The organism is Collinsella sp. TF07-1 (assembly GCF_003437235.1).
Classification (GTDB): domain Bacteria; phylum Actinomycetota; class Coriobacteriia; order Coriobacteriales; family Coriobacteriaceae; genus Collinsella.
Map to the genome: position 1 here is coordinate 35,993 of NZ_QSRV01000015.1, position 21,389 is coordinate 57,381.

Here is a 21,389-nt window from a genome sequence, read left to right on the forward strand (position 1 = left end):
GTTGAGCTACTTCTTGGCCAGGCGCCGGCAGCATGATTTTTCTGGGACGGGGATTAAAAAATCATTCTGTACCTAATGATTTTTTAATCCCCGTCCCAGAAAAATCATGCCCGTAGCTAAAAAAGCCCCGTCCCAGAAAGACTGGTCGCAGGGAAACGCGCTAGTCATGGAGGGTAGCGCCGAGAAAGTCGGCGTCGAAGGGCACGGCTTCGGCAAAGGCGTAGTCGCCGTCGCTGACAATGAGCAGGTGGTTTTCCTCGCCGCCGAACTCCGTATCGCCACATGGGACCACCCAAACGTGGTCGAACACCTCGAGCGCCGTGGCGGCGCAATCGCGCAGGAACGTCACGTCGCTCCCCTCGTTCGCGCTCACAATATTAGCCACGTAGATGCCGCCCGGGTTCAAGCTACCCCGCACTAAACGCAACGCCTCAACGGTTGCCAGCTCGCGCACGGGCTCGGCACCGCCAAAGCAATCGCTCACGACCACGTCGTAGCGACGATGACCCACGCTCGTCACGCCCAGATACGAGCGAGCCTCAGCGGTAATCACCCGCAAGCGGTCACCCACCGCGCGCTCCAGCTCGTCTAGGTAGAACCAGCGGCGCGCCAGGCGCGTAATCTCTCCGTCATACTCAATAACGTCCATGCGCAAGCCCTCGTGCGACATCAGCGCAAACTTGGGATAGGCAAACCCGCCGCCGCCCAGCATGAGCATACGGTCGATACCATGCCCGTAAGCATCACGCATTGCGCCCTCGGCCTCAAACACGTCATCAAACGCGCGATAGTACGTAAAGACGGGCTCTGCCCAACGCTCGCCAACGTAGCTCGCGCTTTGGTAGACGCCGCCCTGCACGAGCACACGGACCTCGTCACCGCTCTCATCGTGCATGCGCTTCACGCGCGCCAACCCATTGCGAGTTCGCGCAACCTGCAGACAGGCAGCACGAACAGCGACAGCGGCCGCACCAAGCGCCGCGGCTCCCAGAGCAACGCCGGCAACGACGCCGGCAGAAACACTCGGCTTGTTCATCTAGAGCTCCTTTTGCAGATAAAGGCCATGGTCATAAAATCCAAGATGGCGATAGTACTCGCGTGTGCCAATCGCGCTAATCACGTTGATGCGCGCATAACCCGCATCCCGGGCAATCTCGCATGCATGCTCTACGAGCAAACGCCCCAAACCGTGATGCTGCGCCGCCTGGCCTTGATCCCCCACGCGCGCCGCCATGCCATACACGTGCACCTCGCGAATCATCGCCTCGTCCGGCATCGTCGGCAGCTCGTCCGCATGTGCGGCAACAAAAGCGCGATCGGGCAGCGACAACCGCAAAAAGCCCGCGATCTTGCCCCGCGGCGTCACCCACTGCAAAAAGCGCTCGTAAGTCACCGGCGTCTCGTACGCTACTTCCTCATCAAGAGATAGCTCATCCAAGTCGGCACCCGCCGTGCTGATCTCGCGATAGCGAATCTCACGCACCGTCGCACCGTCACCCCGAGCAGCCAGGCGGTTCTCGACGAGCTGACGCAGGTTGGGCTTCTTGTTGCCCACCATGATGTCATCGGAACTAAAGTCGCGAATCATGCGGCTGATGCGGCAGAATGCCGGCGTCACCACGATGTCATCGGCCAGCACATCGAGCAGTTCTTCCTCGGTATAGGGGCGCCACTCGCCGCGCTCGTAGCAGCCCACCAGGCGCGAGCCCTCGATGAGCGCGCACGGGTAGACCTTGACCTCGTCGGGCATAAAGGCGCCCTCGGTCACAAAGCGCTCGTAGTCGCGCTTGTCCCCCTCGGGCGTAGCGCCCAGCAAGTTGAGCATAAAATGCGCGTGGATCTTAAAGCCAAACAGGCGCGCGAGCGAAAACGCCCGCTCGATCTGTGCCACCGAAATGCGACGCTCGTTGATATCAAGCAGGTGTTGGTCGAGGCTCTGGATGCCCATCTGGATCTTGGTGCAGCCCAGACGGCGGATGAGCGTGAGCGCCTGCGGCGTTACGGCATCGGGGCGCGTCTCGATAACGAGCCCCACCACGCGATGCTTCGCCGTCTCGTTGATGCGCTGCTGAAGCTCGAGCTCCTCCATCGTTGCCGCCTGCCACTCGGCGACCTCGCCCCACGGCGTACCGGGGCCGTACAGACGACGCACCGCGCGGTTATAGCCGCCCACGGCAGCATCCACGCGCTCCTGTTCGCCGGCAACACCGCTCGCAAGCTCAGCCTCATCGGTCGCAATACCGGCAGCGCGATAGCGTTCGCGTCGCTCCGCCACCACCGGCGGCAGCGTATCGGCGGGAGCGCCATCGAGCAGGCGCCCTGCCTCGGCACGGCTGATGCCCGGACGCGCCAACATGGGGTTAGCAGCCACGCCGGCAACGGCATCGTCATTGAGCGCACGGAAAAGCTCCGACATAAACCACGTCTGATAGCCTTGCGGATAGTCGCTCCAGGTACCGCCGAGCACGATGAGCTCAATCTTATCGGTCGCATGTCCCATCTGCGAAAGCGCGGTCAGGCGAGCGCTCACCTGCAGATACGGGTCGAAGCAGTTTTGCTCCGCACGGGCGCATGCCGGCTCGGCGTGCAGATAGCTCTTGGGCATGCGCAGGTCATTGGGGCAAAACAGGCAATCTCCCGAGCACGGCCACGGCTTGGTGATGACGGTAATGGTCGCCACGCCCGAAGCCGTGCGGCGGGGCTTCATGCGCAGCACCTGCAGCAGTTGGCGCTCTAGCTCGGCGTCGACATTCCATGCCGTCCAACGAGCCGGCTCCTCGCGTTTCACCCGCTGGTAAAACGGCAGCAGGCGACGCTTGGCCAAATCGCGCTTGTCGGCACCCTCACGGCGCGCCTCGGCATGTATCAATTTGACGAGTACCTTGTCGTCCACGGTCTCACCGCGACGCAGGGCATCGAGTATGTTCAAAATAATCTGTTCCATGACCCCATTGTAAAGGCAAAGGCGCCGGAGCCGATCTCGGCTTCGGCGCCTTCATCAAACAGCGCGGCTACGTTTGCGGGTCTCCGAAAACCACCCGTCACTCCGAATCAAACGACACGTCACCCGAACCAACCTCAAAACGATACGTGGCAGACTTATCACCGTTGTCGAATTCAAGATTTAATATGGTCTCGCCATCGTAGCCAAGCGGAAGGAAATCGCTCTCGAAGTCACCGCTGCCCACGGCGAGGCTCGCCTTAAAGCCCGTAGAGTTCGGAACCGTCATCTCCACGTCGCCCGAGCCCACGCTCACGTCCATCGACTTCGCGGGCGCCTGGTAGAGCTCGAACGTTGCATCGCCCGAACCGACCTCGGCATTCAGGGTGTCGGTCACGGTGCCCGTAAACGCGACGTCTCCCGAGTCCAACGTCAGGTTGAGGTCATGACACGCAATGTCCGTGACCGTTAGATCGCCCGATCCTACATTCGCTGTAATGCCCACCATGTTATCGGCAACATCCCGCGGCAGCTCGATGGTGACCGAACGATCGATAGCGCGCTCGTCATCGCAGTCGAACTGGCTAATCGTGAGTGTAGAACCCTTGACCTCGGCCAGATTCTGAGTGGCAGCATCGTAGGTAGCTACCCCCTTTGCAACACGACCGCTCTCGATGACACGCACCTGCCCGCCGGAAACGCACTTGATCTCAACCTCACCCGATGTCACATCCAGGTCAAGGGACTGGAATGAGTCGGCATCAAACGTTTCGCTCGAAAGCTGCCGAGACTGAGCGGAATAGTTACCGCCATCCAAAGAATCGTCCCCGTCAACCACATCGTCCATACCGAACAAACCGGATGCAATATCGCCGAGATCCCACGGGCCATCAAAATGAAACAATATCCGCGAAGTGCCAAAGATAAGCCCGATGATGAGCACGAACGCTCCGATACCGACGCCCAGGCGGACCTTGGACTCATGCGAGAGCTTCATCATTCATCACCTTCTTTGGCGCTCGGCTCAGCGGCGGTCGAGGAAGCCACGTCAGTATCAACCGCAGCGGAAACATCCTGAGCCTTAGCCGCCTCCGGCGCCGGACCAACCTGAATATCCCCGCGTGCCCAATCGCCATCGAGCGCACGCGCCACCCAGTGATAGATGGGGATTGTAAAGAAGATCAGCGCGGCAAAGGAGCCACCAAACAGGAACATCAGCAAAAAGAACAGCAGCCAGCACACGGCCCAATACGGAAACGACTGGAACGGACCTTTCAACGGAGTCGAGCCAGCTGCGCCGCCACTCGTCACCTGCGCCGTAGCGGCATTGGCGGCCTGCGCACTCCAGCTTGCCGCTTGCGCCGCCTTGGCCGCAGCATCACTCGCCTGCGTAGCTGCCTCCGTGGCGCGCGCCGCCGCCTCATGGGTGCGGGCACGTTCTGCCGCCTCGGCCTCGCGCTGACGGGCGCGGTCCTCGTTCTCAAACTCGATATCGTCCTCGATCTCATCGCTCGGATTGAGGAGCTCGTCCAAACTCACGCCATAGAGTTTTGCGAGCGAGATCAGGTTCTCGGTATCGGGCGAGCTCTCCGCACGCTCCCATTTACTGACCGCCTGGCGCGACAGCCCCAGCTTTCGCGCCAGCCCTTCTTGGCTAAAACCCTTGCTGCGACGAAGGTCGGCGAGCCGCTGCGCAGTTTCTACATTCATGGTTCCTCCTATGCGATGCCAGCCGTGCCGCCGGACCGTTTTTGTTCTTAAGGCGCCTTGCACAGTTAAAAATCTATCCGCCACCGTCAAAAGCATGCCACCTATTCTAGTGAGATTTTTGACAACCGGCGGTTGCGGGCATATATGAGCTGCGGAAATGTGTCCAAACAAAGCAATGACCCGCAGCTCGGTTGTCCCCGTTGCGGCGTTAACGGTAGTATGGTCGTACTGTTTATTCCGCACCGCCAACGGAGGGAGTTCCGCGCCGTGAACCGCGATTTCGCCTCATCGCTCATTCAGCTCAACAATACGTTCTATCGCGAGCACTCCGCCTCCTTCTCCGATACGCGTCAGGCACCGTGGCCCGGCTGGGTACGCACCATGGACATAGCGCTCGAGCAGCTCGACGTCGCCACGATCGAGCATCCCGTCCGCGTCTTCGATCTCGCCTGCGGCAATATGCGATTCGAGAACTTTGCCGCCGGCGGCGCACTTGCCGCCAAGGGCGTCGACGGCACAAACCCCTCGGCAGACGCCAGTTGCCCGTTTGAGTTCTATGGTGTTGACTCGTGTCAGGATTTGGCTATCGATGCGCACGGTCACGCCCTGCGCATTCCCAACCTGCACTTCCAGGAACTCGATGTGCTCGACGCCCTCATGAAGCTCAACCCCGCCAAGACACCCGACGTGCTTTTCAACGCCCCGCTCGCCGACATCTCGGTCTGCTTTGGATTTATGCACCACGTGCCGTCGTGCGAGTACCGCGTACGCGTGCTCGACGCCCTGGTGCGCCAGACGCGCCCAGGCGGCATCATCGCCATCAGCTTTTGGGAGTTTATGAACGACGGGCGCATGGCGCGCAAGGCCGTTCGTGCCGAGGCCCGCGCCGAGCTCACCCCGCCGTTTGAGGGTTACGATTCCGCGCAGTTTGAAGCCGGTGACCACCTCATTGGCTGGCAAAACGACCGCCACGCCTACCGCTATTGCCATCACTTTGACGATCAGCAGATCACCGACCTGGTGCGCGGCGTCCGTACGTTCTACAAGAGCGGCGAGGTCCCCGTGCGCGAGCTTGAGCGCTTCCATGCCGACGGTCGCAGCGGCGATCTCAACCGTTACGTGATTCTCAAGCGTCTATAGGCGTCAGCGACTCGTCGCTGAGCCGCACCGCATCTTTCGGGCAAACCATGCCCACCCTTTTTCAACCCATTGACGGAACGCGCCTGCAATGTGTTCCATACGTATGACCAAGGAGCCTCATGGGAGCCGTCCACGTTCGCACGCCTAAGAACTTTGTGCTCGAAGAGCGCCTGGGGCGCTACGCCGATGCAATCGAGACGAACCCCGAGGCCTATGCCGGAGATTGGCGCGAGGCTTGCGCGCCAGTTGGCAGCAAGCCCTTCGAACACCTTCACCTGGATCTTGGCTGTGGCAAGGGAACGTACCTTGTAGAGCGTGCGGCGCACGAGCCAAACACCCTCTTTATCGGTATGGACCAGGAGCCCATCTGCATCGCCTATGCCGCACAGAAAATCTGCGAGCAGGAGCTATCCAACGCACTCGTCCTGCCCCGAGGCGCCGCAACGTTGCCGCAGCTGTTTGCCGCAGGCGAGCTCGACGCCATAACCATCAACTTTCCCACGCCGCAGCCCAAGGCCAAGTACGCCAAAAAACGACTCGTCCATGTCGACCATCTGATGCTCTACCGCCCGCTCTTTTCAGCCGGCGCCACCGTCACACTGCGAACCGACAGTAAGCCATTGCGCGACTACGCCCTGGGGCAGTTTGCCGCGGCCGGCTACGACACGCTTTGGGTAAGCGACGACGTCCGCCGCGACCATCCCGAGCATCCCGAGACCGAGTACGAATGCCGCACGCGCGAGATGGGTGCCGTCGTCTATGGCATTTGCGCCACACCCGGCGCGCAGCCCAGCAATGAACAGCTCGCGGCGGGCCGCGCGCAGGAGCAAAGCCTTGCCTGCTACCTGCCCGAAAACCTCGATGAGCTCACCTATGTACCTCTGGGCATGGAAGAGGCCGTCGAGAACTTTAGAAACCGCACCCGCAAAGGCAAAAAGCGCCTTCCGCAGGAGTCATAGGGGCTTTTGACAGTCACGTCGCCAGCGAGCAAGCGCAAATAGGCACCGACGAACGACCCTCAAGCCTAAGTGAGTAGACTTTTTAGCAATAGCCAAGCACAACCCGCATAGGAACAAGTAAAACCGCAGGTAAATCCCTTACGCAAAAGCCATGTGCTGGCGAAATCGCAAAAAGTCTACTCACTTAGCTCGCGGCCGCACCAAACGGCTGAGCAGGACGCCCATTTCCTGCATTTTCTTTCGCGCTGGCACCCCGCGCCGCCGCTACGCCATAATAGTTGGCGGACAATCGCGAGAGAAAGCAAACACATGGCACAGACCACGACAGATATCGCCGCCAGCACCGTCTCCGGCGCCGGAGCCGCCAGTTCATTCTCGGGCGGCACGGGAACCGAAGCCGAATTCGGCTCACTCGGTGCGCTCTCCCCCACCTGGTGGGAGCCCGAGGACGGCAGCGAGCCCGAACCATGGCTCACGCCCGATCAAGCCTTCGAACGCTTCTTTGAATGGACGAGCGACCGCGGCATCGAGCTGTGGGATCACCAAGAAGAGGCCCTCATGGACCTGGCCGCCGGCGATCACGTCATCTTAGGCACGCCGACCGGCTCGGGTAAGTCACTTGTTGCGCTGGGCATGCTCTTTATGGGCATGGCACAGGGCAAGCGCTGCTACTATACGGCTCCTATCAAGGCTCTGGTCAGCGAAAAGTTCTTCGATCTGGTACAGGTGCTCGGCCGCGATAACGTCGGCATGATCACCGGCGACACGCATATCAACACCAAGGCACCCGTCATCTGCTGCACGGCCGAAATCCTTGCCAACGATGCGCTCCGCGAGGGCGAGGACGCCGACGTGGGCTGCGTGGCCATGGACGAGTTCCACTACTTTGCCGACCCCGACCGCGGCTGGGCCTGGCAGGTGCCGCTGCTCACCCTGCCCCATACGCAGTTTATGCTCATGAGTGCCACGCTCGGCGATGTCACTGCCATCGCCACCTCACTCGAGGAACACACCGGCGCTACCTGCGACTTGGTCGTCGATGCCCCACGCCCCGTGCCGCTGAGCTACGACTACGTGACGACCTCGCTTGAGGGCACCGTCGAGCTCGCCATGCGCCGTGGCGAGGCCCCGCTCTACATCGTGCACTTTAGCCAGGACGCCGCACTTGCGACGGCGCAATCCCTCGCCAATTTTGGCATCGCCAGCAAGGAGCAGCGCGAGGCTATTAAGGAAGCCGCCAAAGGCACGAGCTTCTCGACGGCCTTCGGCAAGATCCTCAAGCGTTTGCTCGGCTGCGGCGTCGGCGTGCACCATGCTGGCATGTTGCCGCGCTATCGCCTGCTGGTCGAGCGCTTGGCGCAGCAGGGCCTGCTGCCCGTCATCTGCGGTACCGATACGCTCGGCGTCGGCATCAACGTACCCATCCATACCGTGGTGCTCACCGCGCTCACCAAGTTCGACGGCTACAAGATGCGTCGCCTGCGCGCCCGTGAGTTTCATCAGATCGCTGGTCGCGCCGGTCGCTCGGGCTTCGATACCGAGGGCATGGTGATCGCCGAGGCACCCGAGCACGAGATCGAGAATGCCAAGCTTATGGCCAAGGCGGGCGACGATCCCAAAAAGCTCCGCAAGATTAAAAAGAAGAAGGCCCCCGAGGGCTTTGTCACCTGGAACAAGCAGACCTTTGAGCGCCTGATCGAGACGCAGCCCGAGACGCTCAAGCCGCGCCTTCGCATCACACACTCCATGGTGATTAGCGTGGTCGAGCAGGGCGGTGACGCTCGCGCCCGCGTGCACGACCTCATCGAGACAAGCCTGCAGACCCCCGAAGAAAAGGCCAAGCTCGAGGTTCGCGCCGACGAAATCTTCGCCACGCTCATCGACTCCGGCGTCGTCGTGCGCACCGAGGTACCGCCCGCACCCGACGCTCCGGCTGATGCCGCGCCGGACATCGACTACGCGCTGACGGTCGACCTGCCCGAGGACTTTGCGCTCGACCAGCCGCTCTCGCCGTTTTTGCTTGCCGCGCTGGAGCTGCTCGACCCCGAGAGTGAGACCTATACCATGGATCTGATCTCGATGGTCGAGTCAACGCTCGAGGATCCCAAGCAGATATTGCGCGCACAGGAGCGCGCCGCGCGCGACCGCGCGATGGCAGAAATGAAGGCTGACGGCGTCGAATATGAGGAACGCCTGGAGCGCATCCAGGACGTCACCTACGAAAAGCCGCTCGAGGACTTGCTCGACGCCGCTTTTGACAAGTACTGCCAGGAAGTACCCTGGGCAAACGACTACCAGCTCTCTCCCAAGAGCGTCCTGCGCGATATGCTGGAAAGCGCGAGCGATTTTAAGGGCTACATTCAAAAGCTCGGCATCGCCCGCTCCGAGGGCATTTTGCTGCGCTACCTGGCAGAGGCTTACCGTTCTCTCGACCGCACCGTACCCATCGAGAAGCGCGACGAGCGCCTGCGTGACATCATTTCGTGGCTCGGCTTTGTGGTGCGCTCGGTCGACTCGAGCCTGGTGGACGAGTGGGAGAACGCCGGCAACCCCGCTGCACTCGATGCTGCGCCGCCGCAGGGCATCGACGAGGTCGTGGCGGACCGTCGCGGCTGCACGCTGTTGGTGCGCAACGCGCTCTTCCGTCGCGTGACCCTTGCCGCCCGCGAGCACGTTCGCGACCTGGGCGAGCTCGACGACGACTGGGGCATGAGCGAGATCCGCTGGCAAAAAGCACTCGACGCTTACCACGAGCAGCACGAGGAAATCCTCACCGACGGAGATGCCCGCAGCGCCGCGATGTTTTCCATCGACGAGTCCGACGAGAAGACCGCGCACGTATGGCACGTGCACCAGATTTTTGCCGACGAGGATGGCGACCACGACTTTGGCATTATGGGCGATGTCGATCTAGACGCCACGCAAGACGGTGGCGAGGTCATTTTCAAAAACTACCGTGTCGGCTTTATCGAGGACCTGCTCGAGGACTAGCCGAACATACCGAAACGAAACGGGGCCGTTGGCAATTTCGCCAGCGGCCCCGCTTTTGCACTATCCGCTATACCTTACTCGGCATCCTCGATCTCATACGAATCCGCCTCGGCTGGCTCATCGTTTGTCTCTGACGCAGCCCCGCGCGCCTCGTCAAACGCCGCCTTCATGGTCTTGTTGCCCCACGTGAGCTTGCGAATGGTAAGATCGTCGGCTTTCTTGTTGGCTAGGCGCAGGTTGTTCTCGGAGGACAGCAACGCCTCCTTGGTTTTCTGCAGATGGCTAATCGTCTTGTCGATCTCATCGATTGCTGTTTGGAACTTGCGACTCGCAATCTCGTAGTTGCGGCCGAAATCATTCTTGAACTTTTCCATCTTGGCTTCGAAGTTCGTAACGTCGATATTCTGCTGTTTGTACTCCGCTAGCTCCTGCTTATAGCGCAGCGAACCCATGGCGGCGTTGCGAAGAAGCGTAATCATGGGAATGAAAAACTGTGGGCGAATCACGTACATCTTCTCGTAGCGATAGCTCACGTCGACTATCCCTGCGTTATAGAGCTCGCTCTCGGGCTCGAGTAGCGTGCAGAGCACCGCGTACTCACAGCCTTTTTGGCGGCGATCGTGGTCGAGTTTCTTAAAGAAGTCCTCGTTTTTATGCTTGGTCGTGGTCTCGTCGTTCTCGTTTTTCATCTCGAACATAATCGAAATGACCTCGTTACCGCTCGCGTCGCACTCGCGGAAGATAAAGTCGCCCTTGGTACCCTCGGACGCATCGTTATCTTTCTCGAAGTACGCGTTGGGAAACGCCGTCATGCGCAGACGGTTGAACTCGGTCTCGCAGTGCTGCTCGAGCGACTCGCCCACCATCTTGGTGGACAGGCGGACCTTCATGTCCTTAAGGCGCTCAATCTCTTCATCCTTGTAGCGAATCAGGTCATCGCTCGCGCGCTTGGCCTGCGCAAGCTCGAGCTCGTGTGCCGCCTTGGCTTGCTCCTCACGAGAATCGCGCACCGCCAACTCGCTCGTCAGCTTGGCACGTGCCTCATCGCGCTCTCGCTCCGCCGCGGCGACCGCCTCTGACAGGTTCATTTTTGCCATCAGTTCCTGCTCGCGCAACTGGGCACGCAGACCCTCGGCCTCTTGCTCGGACTGTGCCTTTGCGGCAGAAAACTTCTCTTGCACCTTCACGCGATAGTCAGCAAGCGCGCGCTCGGCCTCGCTGCGAGCGGCATCGAGCTCACGCTGCGACTCGGCCGCAGCGGCGGCAAGCGCCATCTCCTGGGCCTTGTCCGCCGCGGCAAGTCTGGCCTGCAGCTCAGCAATCTGAGCATCACGTGCAGCTAAATCGTTTTGAGCGGCATTGCGCGTCGCCGACTCGACGAGCTTGGCTTCGTCATCTTTGCGCTCCAGCTGCGCACGCAAATTGTCGATCTCGCGCTGAAGCTCGGCATTCTCCTTTTGAGCATCGGCGCGGGCCTCAACCGCCGCGCGCTGACTTGCACTCTCGCGCTCTGCGGCAGCGCCTTCGAGCTTGGCGCGCAGCTCGGCAAGCTCAGCGTCGCGCTTGGCAACCTCTTGTGCCAGCTTCTGCTCCGCAGTGTTCTTCTGCTCGGCAAGCTGAGCGTTGCGCTGAGACTCTGCCTCTTGCAAGGCAGCCGTCGAACGCGAGCGCTCAAGCTCCAGCGCCTGCTCGCCCTCGCGCTGGACTGCCCTCACACGCTCATCCAGATCGCGCGAAAACTCGGCATTGCGCACTTGTTTGACGATATCCGCATAGCCGGACGCATCGACCTTAAAAACTTCGCCGCAATGCGGGCACTTAATCTCGTTCATAGCAGCTCCTCGATGGACGCAAACTTCAACCGCCTTCACTCTACCGCGCCGCGCGGACAAATAAGTCGCCGCTACCAGAATGAGTACGGCGCCAGAACCACCACAAAGGTGCCTGTCCCCTTCGTGGCGGTTTGCGAGCTACAGTCCAAAGAAATTCAGGATCTGGTCTCGGCTTACGGGCTTGTAGTTGTTGGCGTCGAGGCCCACATCGTAGCGGTAAATGGGGCGCTCGCGATCGCGGTTGCGAGCGTTGGTGCGGTCTCCTCTGCTGTGGATATGCCCGTGTAGCATGATGGCGCCACGCGCCTTACCATTCCAGCTGAGCATGGGGTAGTGGCTCATAACCAGACGATGCCCCTTGGCATAGCCGGGAGCAATCTCCAGGTAATCGCGCACGTCTTCCCAAATCTGCGGTACGTCGGGATCTTCCCAGTCGCCGTCATGGTTACCACGGATGAGCGTCACATTCTTGCATTCGATACGCTCGCGCAGGCGCACCGCCTCTGCCAGGGGCAAACGGTAGGTAAAGTCTCCCAAGATATAGAGGCGGTCGTCCACAGCCACGCACTCATTGATGGCATCGATGACCTTGCGGTTCATCTCCTCGACCGAATCAAACGGCCGATCCATGTCGTGCAAGATATTCGTATCGCCCAGGTGCAGGTCGGCGGTAAACCACATCATCGTCTATGCCCTCATTTCGCAACGCGTTCAACTCGTGCTAAGTATACAGACGTAGCGATGCGGCGGTTATCCAAAGAGCCCGCCGAACAGTCCGCGGCGGCGCTTGTCCTTTTTATTCGAATCTTTTCCCGGGGTGTTCTTATCCTTTTGCTTTTTGCGGTCCTGCTCCAACTCATCGTCATCAAGTAGCATATCCCACTCAAACGGGTCATCCGTCAGATCGAACAGATCATCGTCAACAAACATGGCAGCCTCCATTGCCGACTAGCGAGCATCCACCACATAGAGGCCAACGCGCATCTGATGCCACGGGCTGCGCTCGGGGGCAACCTGTTGTACGCGGGCCTCAAACACATCCTCGTGGCCGTAATACATCATCAAGGACAGCGGGCCGACCTCGTTTCCCGGAACATAGCCAAGCTTGGTGTTGCCGTAATAGATCGCAACCGCCTCGGGATCATGGGGATTATCGTGCTCGGCACACAGCGTCAGTTTATCGCCCGCTTTAAGATCGCCTAGGACCAAAGCACCGTCGGCATATTGAAATCCTGCGATATGAAACGACAGAAGAACACGTGAAGGCTCGTACATGGCAACTCCTCTAACGGCCGGATAAACCAGCGTTTGACCTTATCGAGAAGTCTACGGGCCCGTGCGGACATAAATTCATCCTTATCTGATTCTAATGCACAAACATGCGCACGAACTTGTGCTTCCAGCTTGCGTAAGGAGCATAGCGGAATGGCACGTCCAACCACGTTGCCTTGTTCACGATGCTCTTCTTGTGGCTAAACGTATCGAAGCTCTCGCGTCCATGGTACTGCCCCATACCGCTCGCGCCCATGCCGCCAAAGCCCATATGGCTCGTAGCCAGATGCATGATCGTGTCGTTGACGCAGCCGCCGCCAAAGGGCACATGGCGCACAAAGCGCTCCTGAACTGCGCGGTCCTGGCTAAAGATATATAAGGCCAGCGGTGTCGGACGATCCGTAATAAACGTCTCGGCCTCGTCTAAGCTCTCAAACGTCAGCACCGGCAAGATGGGACCGAAGATTTCTTCCTGCATCACGGCGTCATCGGGGGACACGCCGTCTAGGATCGTCGGCTCAATCTTGAGCGACGACTCGCGCGCCGTGCCTCCCAGCACAACCTTGTCGGGATCGATCAGCCCGCGCACGCGCGCAAAATGCTTGGCGTTGACGATGTGGCCGTAATCCTCGTTGTCGAGCGGATGCTCGCCAAACATGCGGCGGACCTCCTCCTTGATGAGGCCCAACAACTCATCGTGCACGTGCACGTCGACCAGCAGATAATCGGGCGCTACACAGGTCTGGCCCACGTTGAGCCATTTACCAAAGGCGATGCGCCGTGCCGCGACCTTCAAGTTTGCCGTCGCATCCACAATGCCGGGACTCTTTCCGCCCAGCTCAAGCGTCACGGGCGTCAGGTTTTTACTTGCCCGCTCCATGACGAGTTTGCCGACCGGAACGCTGCCGGTAAAGAAGATCTTGTCCCAGCACTCATCGAGCAGCGCTTCGTTCTCGGCGCGCCCGCCCTCGATAACCGTCACCAGGCGCGGATCAAACGTCTCTTCGCAGATTTGCTTGAGCACCGCGCTCGAAGCCGGCGCATAGGCACTCGGCTTGATGACCACGGTGTTACCCGCAGCGAGCGCGCCGGCGAGCGGCTCGAGCGTCAACAAAAACGGATAGTTCCATGGAGCCATGACGAGCGTGACGCCATAGGGCACGGCTTGCGTCTTGCACACGCTAATAGCATTGGCGAGGTCGCAGGAGCGCAGGCGCGGACGGCTCCATCGAGCCACATGCGCAATCTGATGACGAATCTCGGAAAGCGAGGTGCCGATCTCACACATATAGGCCTCGTCATGCGACTTTCCCAAATCGGTCTTGAGCGCATGGGCAATATCGGTCTCGTGTGCTCGCACCGCCTCGCGCAGGCGCACGAGGGCGCGACGTCGAGCATCGACATCAAACGTGGCGCGCGTCTTAAAGTAGGCGCGCTGTTCGCCGACAATGCGCGCGATTTCCTCGGTGTTCATGGGCCCTCCTAGTTCTCATCCTCAAACATACCACCCGCGACGACCTCGTACATACGCTCGAGCTCCAAACGGTCCATCAAAAGTGGAACGGGGTATAGCGGATTGGCCTCGGCATCGGCATGGGCCGCCATTTGCGGAATATCGGAGCGGCGAATGCCCGTCACATATTTGGGAATGCCCAAGGCGGCATTCATGCGGTCGACCCAATCGATAAAGGCCTCGGCCGCAAGACTGTCCTGCGCGTTAGCCGGCGCGATACCGGCCATGCGAGCAAGATCGGCAAGCGTGGGGGCGGCGGCGTCACCATAAGCGCGAAGCATGTGCGGCAGGATGATGGCGTTGGCCAAGCCGTGCGGAATTCCGTATCGGCCGCCCAGACTATGCGCGATGGCATGCACATATCCGACATAGGAGCGGGTAAATGCAACACCCGCTTTATACGCCGCCGAAAGCATATTGCGACGAGCGCGCATGTCGTCGCCATGCTCATAGGCCTCGAGCAAATTGTCGCGGATGAGCTGCACCGCCTGACGCGCCATCTTGCGCGTGTAGGGCGTGGTGCTGCGCCCGATAAAGGCCTCGACGGCATGCGTCAGAGCATCCATGCCCGTCTGCCCCGTAATGGAGGCGGGCAGGCCACGTGTAAACTCGGGGTCGTGTACCGCAAAGCGCGGGATCAGCACAAAGTCGTTAATGGGGTACTTGTAGTGCGTCTCGTCATCGGTAATGACCGCTGCGAGCGTGACCTCGCTACCCGTACCTGCCGTGGTGGGAACGGCGATGAGCAGCGGCAGGAGACGGTGGACGCGCAACAGGCCGCGCATCTTGTTGATGGGCTTGTTTGGCTGTGCGATGCGTGCGCCCACGCCCTTGGCACAGTCCATGGCCGAGCCGCCGCCAAAGCCGATAATGGCCTGACAGGCGCTCTCGCGATACAGGGACGCCGCTTCCTCCACGTTTGAGACCGTGGGGTTCGCACGCGTTTCGGCATAGACCGTAACGCCAATTCCCTTGGACGCGAGCGCCGTCTCGAGCGGCGCCGTGAGCCCCAGACGGGCAATACCGGGATCCGTCACGATAAGAACCCGCTGTATCGAGCGCTTTTGAAGCACCGCGGGCACGTCCTCGGCATGCTCCAAAATGCGCGGCTCGGTATAGGGCAGGATCGGCAATGCGATGCGAAAAACCGTCTGATATGTTCGGCACCAGGCACGACGGGCTAGATGCATAAAGGAAACTCCTTCATTTGTTGATAGGTCAACATTTGCTCGACCGATTGTACTCAGCGGAGGTCTCGAGCGGCCTGGCAATCGTTAATCAATCAACATCTTCACATGCCCAAAATTATTTTATTAAAAATCATTCCTAATAGGCTTCACATTCGGTCGCATTTATGGATAATAGAACTCGTCAAGACGCACGTCCGGAGAGGGCCCTTACGGGACCGGACGAGCGCACAATCGCCATCGATCGAAAGGATCGAATCATGAAGTTTGTTTGCCCCGTTTGCGGTTATGTGGAAGAGTTCGACGGCGACCAGCTGCCCGAGGACTTCAAGTGCCCCCAGTGCGGCGTTCCCGGTTCTCGTTTCCTGAAGCAGGAGGAGGGCCAGCTCGAGTGGGCTGCCGAGCACGTCGTGGGCGTCGCCAAGATGGAGGGCGTCTCCGAGGACATCGTTGCCGACCTGCGCGCCAACTTTGAGGGCGAGTGCTCCGAGGTCGGTATGTACTTGGCCATGGCTCGCGTCGCTCATCGCGAGGGCTATCCCGAGATCGGCCTGTACTGGGAGAAGGCTGCCCACGAGGAGGCCGAGCACGCCGCCAAGTTCGCTGAGCTTCTGGGCGAGGTCGTGACCGACTCCACCAAGAAGAACCTCGAGATGCGCGTTGAGGCCGAGAACGGCGCCACCGCTGGCAAGACCGATCTCGCTAAGCGCGCCAAGGCCGCCGGCCTCGATGCCATCCATGACACCGTGCACGAGATGGCTCGCGACGAGGCCCGCCACGGCAAGGCTTTCGCCGGCCTGCTGAAGCGCTACTTTGGCTAAGCCAACCGCTTGAGACATAACCTCTAGCTCGATGAGGCCCGGACCGTATTGGTTCGGGCCTTTTTGTGTCTCGAGGACTCGTTAACGCCCTGAAATAGAGCTATCTTCGGCATCGGTCTCTCGTCAAAAACTAAGTGAGTAGACTTTTCGAAACTTGCCGAGCAGACCATCCGTATTGCTTTATGAAGTCGCAGGTAAATGACTTGTTTCAAAACGGCCTGGTCGCCAAAGTGTCAAAAGCCTACTCACTTAGAACCGCAGCCGTCCACGATCGAGCTGTTTTGCGTCTAACGGGCATCTTTCCGTCGATTACTCCCAATTTTGTCCAGTCAACGAATAGTTCAGACCGGAGTAATGTCTCAGCCCTTTGCTCATCTGAGCTTTTATCACGATATTCAGCATCGAGCATCCTGCATACGGCCTTAACGATCGCGCGGAATCTATCCCCATCGGATATCTGTCTGTGTGTCAGGAGAAGCACATCGTAGCCCATGGCCTGAAGGGCCGTCATGCGGTCAGCGTCACGCAAGCCATCTCCTGCGCGTCCGTGTGAGGCCTTTCCCTGACATTCAATGGCCACCTGTCGCCTGCCGTCCGGCGAAGACAAAAGTAGGTCGATATATACACGGGACTTTCCCACAATCGCTCGAGCACTTGTGCTTAGCATCACTTCAACATTAAGCTCTATGCCGCAAAAACCTTCGCCTCCCAGGGATCGCGGCAGTGCAAGTAGCAAATACGCCTCGACCTCAAAAGGCGACGCGGCGCCCAATGGAACGAGTTGCGATACCGCTATAAATCTATTGCCGTAACGCATCCCGCAAACATCTGAAAAAAAACGGTCAAGGTCTCCGCCCAAAACCAAAGCGTCTCGACGCCATAAATTTGAAGCGGCGCCGTCCTCGGACGGGCAGCGCACCCAACCGAACGTTGTCGAAATCGCGCCCGAATCAATTGCACGCGAAAGCTCCGCCTCAAGTGCCGCCGGCAGGGCACACACCGCAAACAAGCCACACATCTCCGCCAATACCAAAAGAAGCTGAAGATCCGTCAGATGCCGCAACATGATGAATGCCGTCAGTAGAGGAGACGTAATCAAAACCCCATGCTCCGTTTCCAGCACGGATTCCCCGGGAAGCTCACCAAGAAACAGCCGCTGCCTAATGCTGGCAGGACAAGTCCGTTTGTTTCTCGACCGAACCAATGTATACAACGGAAAACCGAGCGCGACCGCAGCCGTCGGGTTGCGGGCGAGATCATATCGCTGCCGGTCTTCTTCCGGTCGTGGAAGCGGCGGACACAAAGCGCGGACTTGAGGAGGCAAACGCCAGTACCTAAAAGCTGATATGTCACAAAGTAGATCCTTCATAGGCACAGGAAAACACGAATTTCAACCCAGTCAGTCACGCATTGGCGCGAACGCACCAAAAATGGCGCCGAACGGACTGCCGAGTTTTCAACAGCCCTCCCCAACTGGCCAAAAGCTTGCCAAGAGCTGGACGAAGCCCTGTTGAAAACCCCATTTTTTCTCATGCAGGAGCTTTGCGCGGCAAGTGAGTAGACTTTTTTGAACATCCCGATCAGGCCGGTCATCCTGCTTTTCAAAACCGCAGGTAGATAGCTTGTTACAAAACTGCCTGGTCGCCAAAGTGCTAAAAGTCTACTCACTTAGGTTGCAGAGCGCCCCCCATTAGCTGCAATTCCAAGGTAGTTAGTACTTTTGGACTCAGATCGTCATACTGAACAAGAATTTGAGTTGAGTTTTTAGGGACAGATGCGCCATCGGCACACCAAAAGCAGTCACCGATATCGATATAAGGGATATTCGAGTGCATAAGTGCCCGCGTAAAAGAGCTTCCGCCCGCGCCACGCTCCGCAACCACGATGCAGTAAAGGCCCGCGTCTGCATGCTCGATCGAGACCTCTCCTGCCGGAAATGTCTTCCGCACAAGCGCCGCCAGGCCATCACGCGCCTCGCGAGCACGAACACGCACGCGGTTCACATGTCGCTCGTAATCACCCGATTCCAGCAAACGCGCCAAGGCAACCTGATCAACAGAACTTACCGACGAGGCGTAGAAACCAAGGTTGCGTTTAAACCTCTCCATTAGTTCATCGGGCAGCACCATGTACGCCAAACGTAACGCCGATGAAAGGCTCTTCGAAAACGTGTTGGTGTAGATAACCGACTGGGCGGCATCGATCGACGCGAGCGCGGGAATCGGCTTGCCGGCAAGGCGAAACTCACAATCAAAGTCGTCTTCGATGAGATACCGACCTGGCCGCTCGGCGGCCCAGCTCAGCAACGCATAGCGACGTGCAATGCTCGTCACAAGACCGGTCGGATACTGATGAGACGGCATCAGGTGAAGGACATCGGTCCCGGTTTTCTGCAGCGCGCTCAAGTCCACGCCCTCAGCATCCAACGGGACATGCCGCACTTCGCAACCCATGGCCTGATAGATGCGCGTCAAGCGCAAATAGCCTGGATCCTCGACGGCATACACCTTGTCCGCGCCAAGCAACTGAACCAACATGGTATCGAGCAGCTGGGCGCCCGCACCGATAACGATATTGTCGGGATTGACATTCATGCCCCTTGTCCCGCGCAGATGGTGCGCAATCGCACGTCGCAGTCGAGCGGTGCCCTGCGCCGGTGCGGGCGAAAAGATTTCACGTTCGTCTTCGGACGTCAGCGTCGCCCGTAGCGCACTTTGCCAAAGCCGCGCCGCCTCCAAAGCGGAAGGAGAAAGTGCGTCGAATCGCTCTGCCTGCCCCATGGCATCATGCGCGCTGGGACCAACAGGGACAGCATCTCGGTCGATATCCCCCGCAGCCAAAGCCAAAACCGGCGCATCCGGAAGCTCGCACGCGTAGTAGCCTCGACGCGGCATTGAGCAAATATAGCCCTCGGCAAGCAACTGGCTATATGCATTCTCGATAGTAATGACACTGATTCCCAGATGACTGGCAAAGGCGCGCTTAGACGGAAGATGCTCCCCCGCCGCAATACGGCCAGCAACAATATCATCGCGAATTTGCTGGTAAACATACTCATAAAGCGATGCTTCGCCGCGATTTTCCAAATTGTAGTCAAGCATGGGTCTATCACCTGACCTTATCGAATCATTCAATCTGGCATTAGTCTGACCTTGTTATTATCTCGAAAACTGAGTATTTCGCCATACCCAGCTCCCCGATAGGATGTTCCGTCAAGCAATGTACATGCCAACCAAGGGAGCAACCATGGCAGAACAGACCAGCAAGGCCGATCGCGTCAAACTCAATCGCGAGCTCGCGCAGATGCTCAAGGGCGGCGTCATCATGGACGTCACCACGCCCGAGCAGGCACGCATCGCCGAGGAGGCGGGCGCCTGCGCCGTCATGGCGCTCGAGCGCATCCCGGCCGACATCCGCGCCGCAGGCGGCGTCTCGCGCATGAGCGACCCCAAGATGATCAAGGGCATCCAGGAGGCCGTCTCCATCCCCGTTATGGCCAAGTGTCGCATCGGTCACATTGTCGAGGCGCAGGTCCTGCAGGCCATCGAGATCGACTACATCGATGAGTCCGAGGTCCTCTCCCCCGCCGATGATGTCTATCACATCGACAAGACCCAGTTTGACGTGCCGTTTGTCTGCGGCGCCCGCGATCTGGGCGAGGCGTTGCGCCGTGTTGCTGAGGGCGCCACGATGATTCGCACCAAGGGCGAGCCGGGCACGGGCGACGTCGTTCAGGCCGTGCGCCATATGCGCAAGATCCAAAAGCAGATCCGCGACGTTGTTGCTCTGCGCGACGACGAGCTCTTTGAGGCAGCCAAGCAGCTGCAGGTTCCGGTCGAGCTGGTGCGCGAGGTCCATGCCACGGGCAAGCTCCCCGTCGTAAACTTTGCCGCCGGCGGAGTCGCGACCCCCGCCGACGCCGCGCTGATGATGCAGCTGGGCGCCGAGGGCGTCTTTGTTGGCTCGGGCATCTTTAAGAGCGGCGACCCCGCCAAGCGCGCCGCCGCCATCGTCAAGGCCGTGGCAAACTTCACCGACGCCAAGCTCATCGCCGAGCTTTCGGAGGACCTGGGCGAGGCTATGGTGGGCATCAACGCCGACGAGATCGAGATTATCATGGAAGAGCGCGGGCGCTAGTCCAGCAGAAAGGATCGCACATGAGCGATTATGCACACCAAACGGTTGCCGTGCTGGCGGTCCAAGGCGCTTTTGCCGAGCATGAGGCAAGGCTATCTGAGCTGGGCGCACGCTGTATTGAGCTGAGGCAGGCGGCTGATTTGAAGCAGAACTTTGACCGTCTGATACTTCCCGGCGGCGAGTCTACCGTTCAAGGGAAACTGCTTGATGAGTTGGGCATGCTCGAGGAGCTTCGTACCCGTATCGCTGAAGGCATGCCCGTCCTGGGCACCTGCGCCGGCCTGATTCTGCTGGCTCACGACCTTGCCGCTCATGACGATAAGGGCACGCCGCGTTTGGCAACCATGGATGTGCTCGTTGAGCGCAATGCCTATGGCAGACAGCTCGGCAGTTTTCGCACCAAGGGACAGGTAGACGGCATCGACGGTGAAGTGCCGCTGACGTTTATCCGCGCGCCCCGCATCGTCGAGGTCCACGGCGACGCCAAGGCCTTGGCAGAGGTCGATGGCCGCATCGTCGCCGCGCGCCAAGGCAAACAACTCGGCGTGACCTTCCACCCCGAACTCGACGACGACACCCGCCTCCACGAACTGCTCCTACAAATGTAGGCATCGAAATCAACAAACGAAACGAGAGCGGATAATCTCCCACTTTGAGCTTGAATGCAGGCTCAAACCGGGAGATTATCCACTCTCATCCTATGTAGTCGTTGGGGACGTTCTTAAACGACTAGTCAAACAAGAACGTCCCCAATGACTACCTGACAAGGAGTGTCCCAAACTACCGGCAGAAAAGGAACGTCCCCAACTGCCACCCCCGGAGCAAGACAACGCCGCAGGTTGAGCATAAGTCAGCGAAAACGCCCCTAAGCGAGCAAGGTGACGTG

Annotated in this window: 18 protein-coding genes; 6 read left to right on the plus strand and 12 right to left on the minus strand. The window is 59.4% G+C overall.

Translation table 11 applies throughout. The annotated features are described in order from the left end of the window. Positions 1–160 precede the first annotated feature (160 nt). The 4 genes from DXC67_RS06865 to DXC67_RS06880 all read right to left on the minus strand — a co-directional run bounded on the left by DXC67_RS06865 (position 161) and on the right by DXC67_RS06880 (position 4,651). Positions 161–1,036: a spermidine synthase gene (locus DXC67_RS06865; RefSeq protein ID WP_117629643.1), complete on the minus strand. Its 876-nt coding sequence runs from the start codon at positions 1,034–1,036 to the stop codon at positions 161–163. After that, positions 1,037–2,944, minus strand: a complete 1,908-nt coding sequence (locus DXC67_RS06870) for an elongator complex protein 3 (RefSeq protein WP_117629642.1) — start codon at positions 2,942–2,944, stop codon at positions 1,037–1,039. A 97-nt stretch (positions 2,945–3,041) separates the two neighbouring features. Then, positions 3,042–3,941, minus strand: coding sequence for a DUF4097 family beta strand repeat-containing protein (locus DXC67_RS06875; protein ID WP_117629641.1), 900 nt, complete (start codon positions 3,939–3,941; stop codon positions 3,042–3,044). Further along, on the minus strand, positions 3,938–4,651 hold the full coding sequence (locus DXC67_RS06880) for a helix-turn-helix domain-containing protein (protein WP_117629640.1): 714 nt from the start codon (positions 4,649–4,651) through the stop codon (positions 3,938–3,940). Before DXC67_RS06880 ends, DXC67_RS06875 begins: the two co-directional genes overlap by 4 nt. A 267-nt stretch (positions 4,652–4,918) precedes the next feature. Here DXC67_RS06880 and DXC67_RS06885 point away from each other — a divergent pair, with 267 nt between their 5' ends. The 3 genes from DXC67_RS06885 to DXC67_RS06895 all read left to right on the plus strand — a co-directional run bounded on the left by DXC67_RS06885 (position 4,919) and on the right by DXC67_RS06895 (position 9,741). Beyond that, positions 4,919–5,791 (plus strand): hypothetical protein, encoded by an 873-nt coding sequence (locus tag DXC67_RS06885; protein WP_117629639.1) that lies wholly within the window; start codon positions 4,919–4,921, stop codon positions 5,789–5,791. 119 nt (positions 5,792–5,910) lie between these two features. Then, the gene (locus DXC67_RS06890; RefSeq protein WP_117629638.1) at positions 5,911–6,750 is read left to right on the plus strand and encodes a tRNA (guanosine(46)-N(7))-methyltransferase TrmB; all 840 of its coding nucleotides are present in this window, start codon (positions 5,911–5,913) and stop codon (positions 6,748–6,750) included. Positions 6,751–7,059: 309 nt separating this feature from the next. Continuing rightward, positions 7,060–9,741: an RNA helicase gene (locus DXC67_RS06895; protein WP_117629637.1), complete on the plus strand. Its 2,682-nt coding sequence runs from the start codon at positions 7,060–7,062 to the stop codon at positions 9,739–9,741. Positions 9,742–9,815: 74 nt separating this feature from the next. Here the strand turns inward: DXC67_RS06895 and DXC67_RS06900 are convergent, their stop codons facing one another. From DXC67_RS06900 to DXC67_RS06925, 6 genes are all read right to left on the minus strand, one after another. Next, entirely contained in the window at positions 9,816–11,573 is a 1,758-nt protein-coding gene (locus DXC67_RS06900) for a DUF2130 domain-containing protein (protein WP_117629636.1), read from the minus strand. 138 nt (positions 11,574–11,711) lie between these two features. Continuing rightward, positions 11,712–12,257, minus strand: a complete 546-nt coding sequence (locus DXC67_RS06905; protein WP_117629635.1) for a metallophosphoesterase — start codon at positions 12,255–12,257, stop codon at positions 11,712–11,714. A gap of 66 nt (positions 12,258–12,323) precedes the next feature. Continuing rightward, positions 12,324–12,503, minus strand: a complete 180-nt coding sequence (locus DXC67_RS06910; protein WP_117629634.1) for a hypothetical protein — start codon at positions 12,501–12,503, stop codon at positions 12,324–12,326. An 18-nt stretch (positions 12,504–12,521) separates the two neighbouring features. Beyond that, positions 12,522–12,848, minus strand: coding sequence for an HIRAN domain-containing protein (locus tag DXC67_RS06915; RefSeq protein ID WP_117637839.1), 327 nt, complete (start codon positions 12,846–12,848; stop codon positions 12,522–12,524). 91 nt (positions 12,849–12,939) lie between these two features. Beyond that, the gene (locus DXC67_RS06920) at positions 12,940–14,319 is read right to left on the minus strand and encodes an aldehyde dehydrogenase (protein ID WP_117629632.1); all 1,380 of its coding nucleotides are present in this window, start codon (positions 14,317–14,319) and stop codon (positions 12,940–12,942) included. An 8-nt stretch (positions 14,320–14,327) separates the two neighbouring features. Further along, complete coding sequence (locus tag DXC67_RS06925) at positions 14,328–15,548, minus strand: iron-containing alcohol dehydrogenase (protein WP_117629631.1); 1,221 nt, start codon at positions 15,546–15,548, stop codon at positions 14,328–14,330. A gap of 254 nt (positions 15,549–15,802) precedes the next feature. Between DXC67_RS06925 and DXC67_RS06930 the strand changes: the two genes are divergently transcribed. Next, on the plus strand, positions 15,803–16,366 hold the full coding sequence (locus DXC67_RS06930; RefSeq protein WP_070097113.1) for a ferritin family protein: 564 nt from the start codon (positions 15,803–15,805) through the stop codon (positions 16,364–16,366). A gap of 241 nt (positions 16,367–16,607) precedes the next feature. Here the strand turns inward: DXC67_RS06930 and DXC67_RS06935 are convergent, their stop codons facing one another. After that, positions 16,608–17,489, minus strand: coding sequence for a hypothetical protein (locus tag DXC67_RS06935; protein WP_117637840.1), 882 nt, complete (start codon positions 17,487–17,489; stop codon positions 16,608–16,610). Between the two features lie 541 nt (positions 17,490–18,030). Further along, entirely contained in the window at positions 18,031–19,467 is a 1,437-nt protein-coding gene (locus tag DXC67_RS06940) for a PLP-dependent aminotransferase family protein (protein ID WP_117637841.1), read from the minus strand. Positions 19,468–19,612: 145 nt separating this feature from the next. Between DXC67_RS06940 and pdxS the strand changes: the two genes are divergently transcribed. Both pdxS and pdxT read left to right on the plus strand, forming a co-directional pair. Then, positions 19,613–20,503, plus strand: a complete 891-nt coding sequence (gene pdxS, locus DXC67_RS06945) for a pyridoxal 5'-phosphate synthase lyase subunit PdxS (protein WP_022094325.1) — start codon at positions 19,613–19,615, stop codon at positions 20,501–20,503. A 20-nt stretch (positions 20,504–20,523) separates the two neighbouring features. Then, positions 20,524–21,111 carry a pyridoxal 5'-phosphate synthase glutaminase subunit PdxT gene (gene pdxT, locus DXC67_RS06950; protein ID WP_117637842.1) on the plus strand — a complete coding sequence of 196 codons (588 nt, stop codon included), beginning with the start codon at positions 20,524–20,526 and terminating at the stop codon, positions 21,109–21,111. The last annotated feature ends 278 nt before the right edge of the window (positions 21,112–21,389 follow it).

Bases quoted from the DNA above. Each gene is read 5' to 3' on its own strand.
- DXC67_RS06865 (WP_117629643.1), bottom strand. From the start codon at position 1,036: ATGAACAAGCCGAGTGTTTCTGCCGGCGTCGTTGCCGGCGTTGCTCTG.
- DXC67_RS06870 (WP_117629642.1), bottom strand. From the start codon at position 2,944: ATGGAACAGATTATTTTGAACATACTCGATGCCCTGCGTCGCGGTGAG.
- DXC67_RS06875 (WP_117629641.1), bottom strand. From the start codon at position 3,941: ATGATGAAGCTCTCGCATGAGTCCAAGGTCCGCCTGGGCGTCGGTATC.
- DXC67_RS06880 (WP_117629640.1), bottom strand. From the start codon at position 4,651: ATGAATGTAGAAACTGCGCAGCGGCTCGCCGACCTTCGTCGCAGCAAG.
- DXC67_RS06890 (WP_117629638.1), top strand. From the start codon at position 5,911: ATGGGAGCCGTCCACGTTCGCACGCCTAAGAACTTTGTGCTCGAAGAG.
- DXC67_RS06895 (WP_117629637.1), top strand. From the start codon at position 7,060: ATGGCACAGACCACGACAGATATCGCCGCCAGCACCGTCTCCGGCGCC.
- DXC67_RS06900 (WP_117629636.1), bottom strand. From the start codon at position 11,573: ATGAACGAGATTAAGTGCCCGCATTGCGGCGAAGTTTTTAAGGTCGAT.
- DXC67_RS06905 (WP_117629635.1), bottom strand. From the start codon at position 12,257: ATGATGTGGTTTACCGCCGACCTGCACCTGGGCGATACGAATATCTTG.
- DXC67_RS06910 (WP_117629634.1), bottom strand. From the start codon at position 12,503: ATGTTTGTTGACGATGATCTGTTCGATCTGACGGATGACCCGTTTGAG.
- DXC67_RS06915 (WP_117637839.1), bottom strand. From the start codon at position 12,848: ATGTACGAGCCTTCACGTGTTCTTCTGTCGTTTCATATCGCAGGATTT.
- DXC67_RS06920 (WP_117629632.1), bottom strand. From the start codon at position 14,319: ATGAACACCGAGGAAATCGCGCGCATTGTCGGCGAACAGCGCGCCTAC.
- DXC67_RS06925 (WP_117629631.1), bottom strand. From the start codon at position 15,548: ATGCATCTAGCCCGTCGTGCCTGGTGCCGAACATATCAGACGGTTTTT.
- DXC67_RS06940 (WP_117637841.1), bottom strand. From the start codon at position 19,467: ATGCTTGACTACAATTTGGAAAATCGCGGCGAAGCATCGCTTTATGAG.
- pdxS (WP_022094325.1), top strand. From the start codon at position 19,613: ATGGCAGAACAGACCAGCAAGGCCGATCGCGTCAAACTCAATCGCGAG.
- pdxT (WP_117637842.1), top strand. From the start codon at position 20,524: ATGAGCGATTATGCACACCAAACGGTTGCCGTGCTGGCGGTCCAAGGC.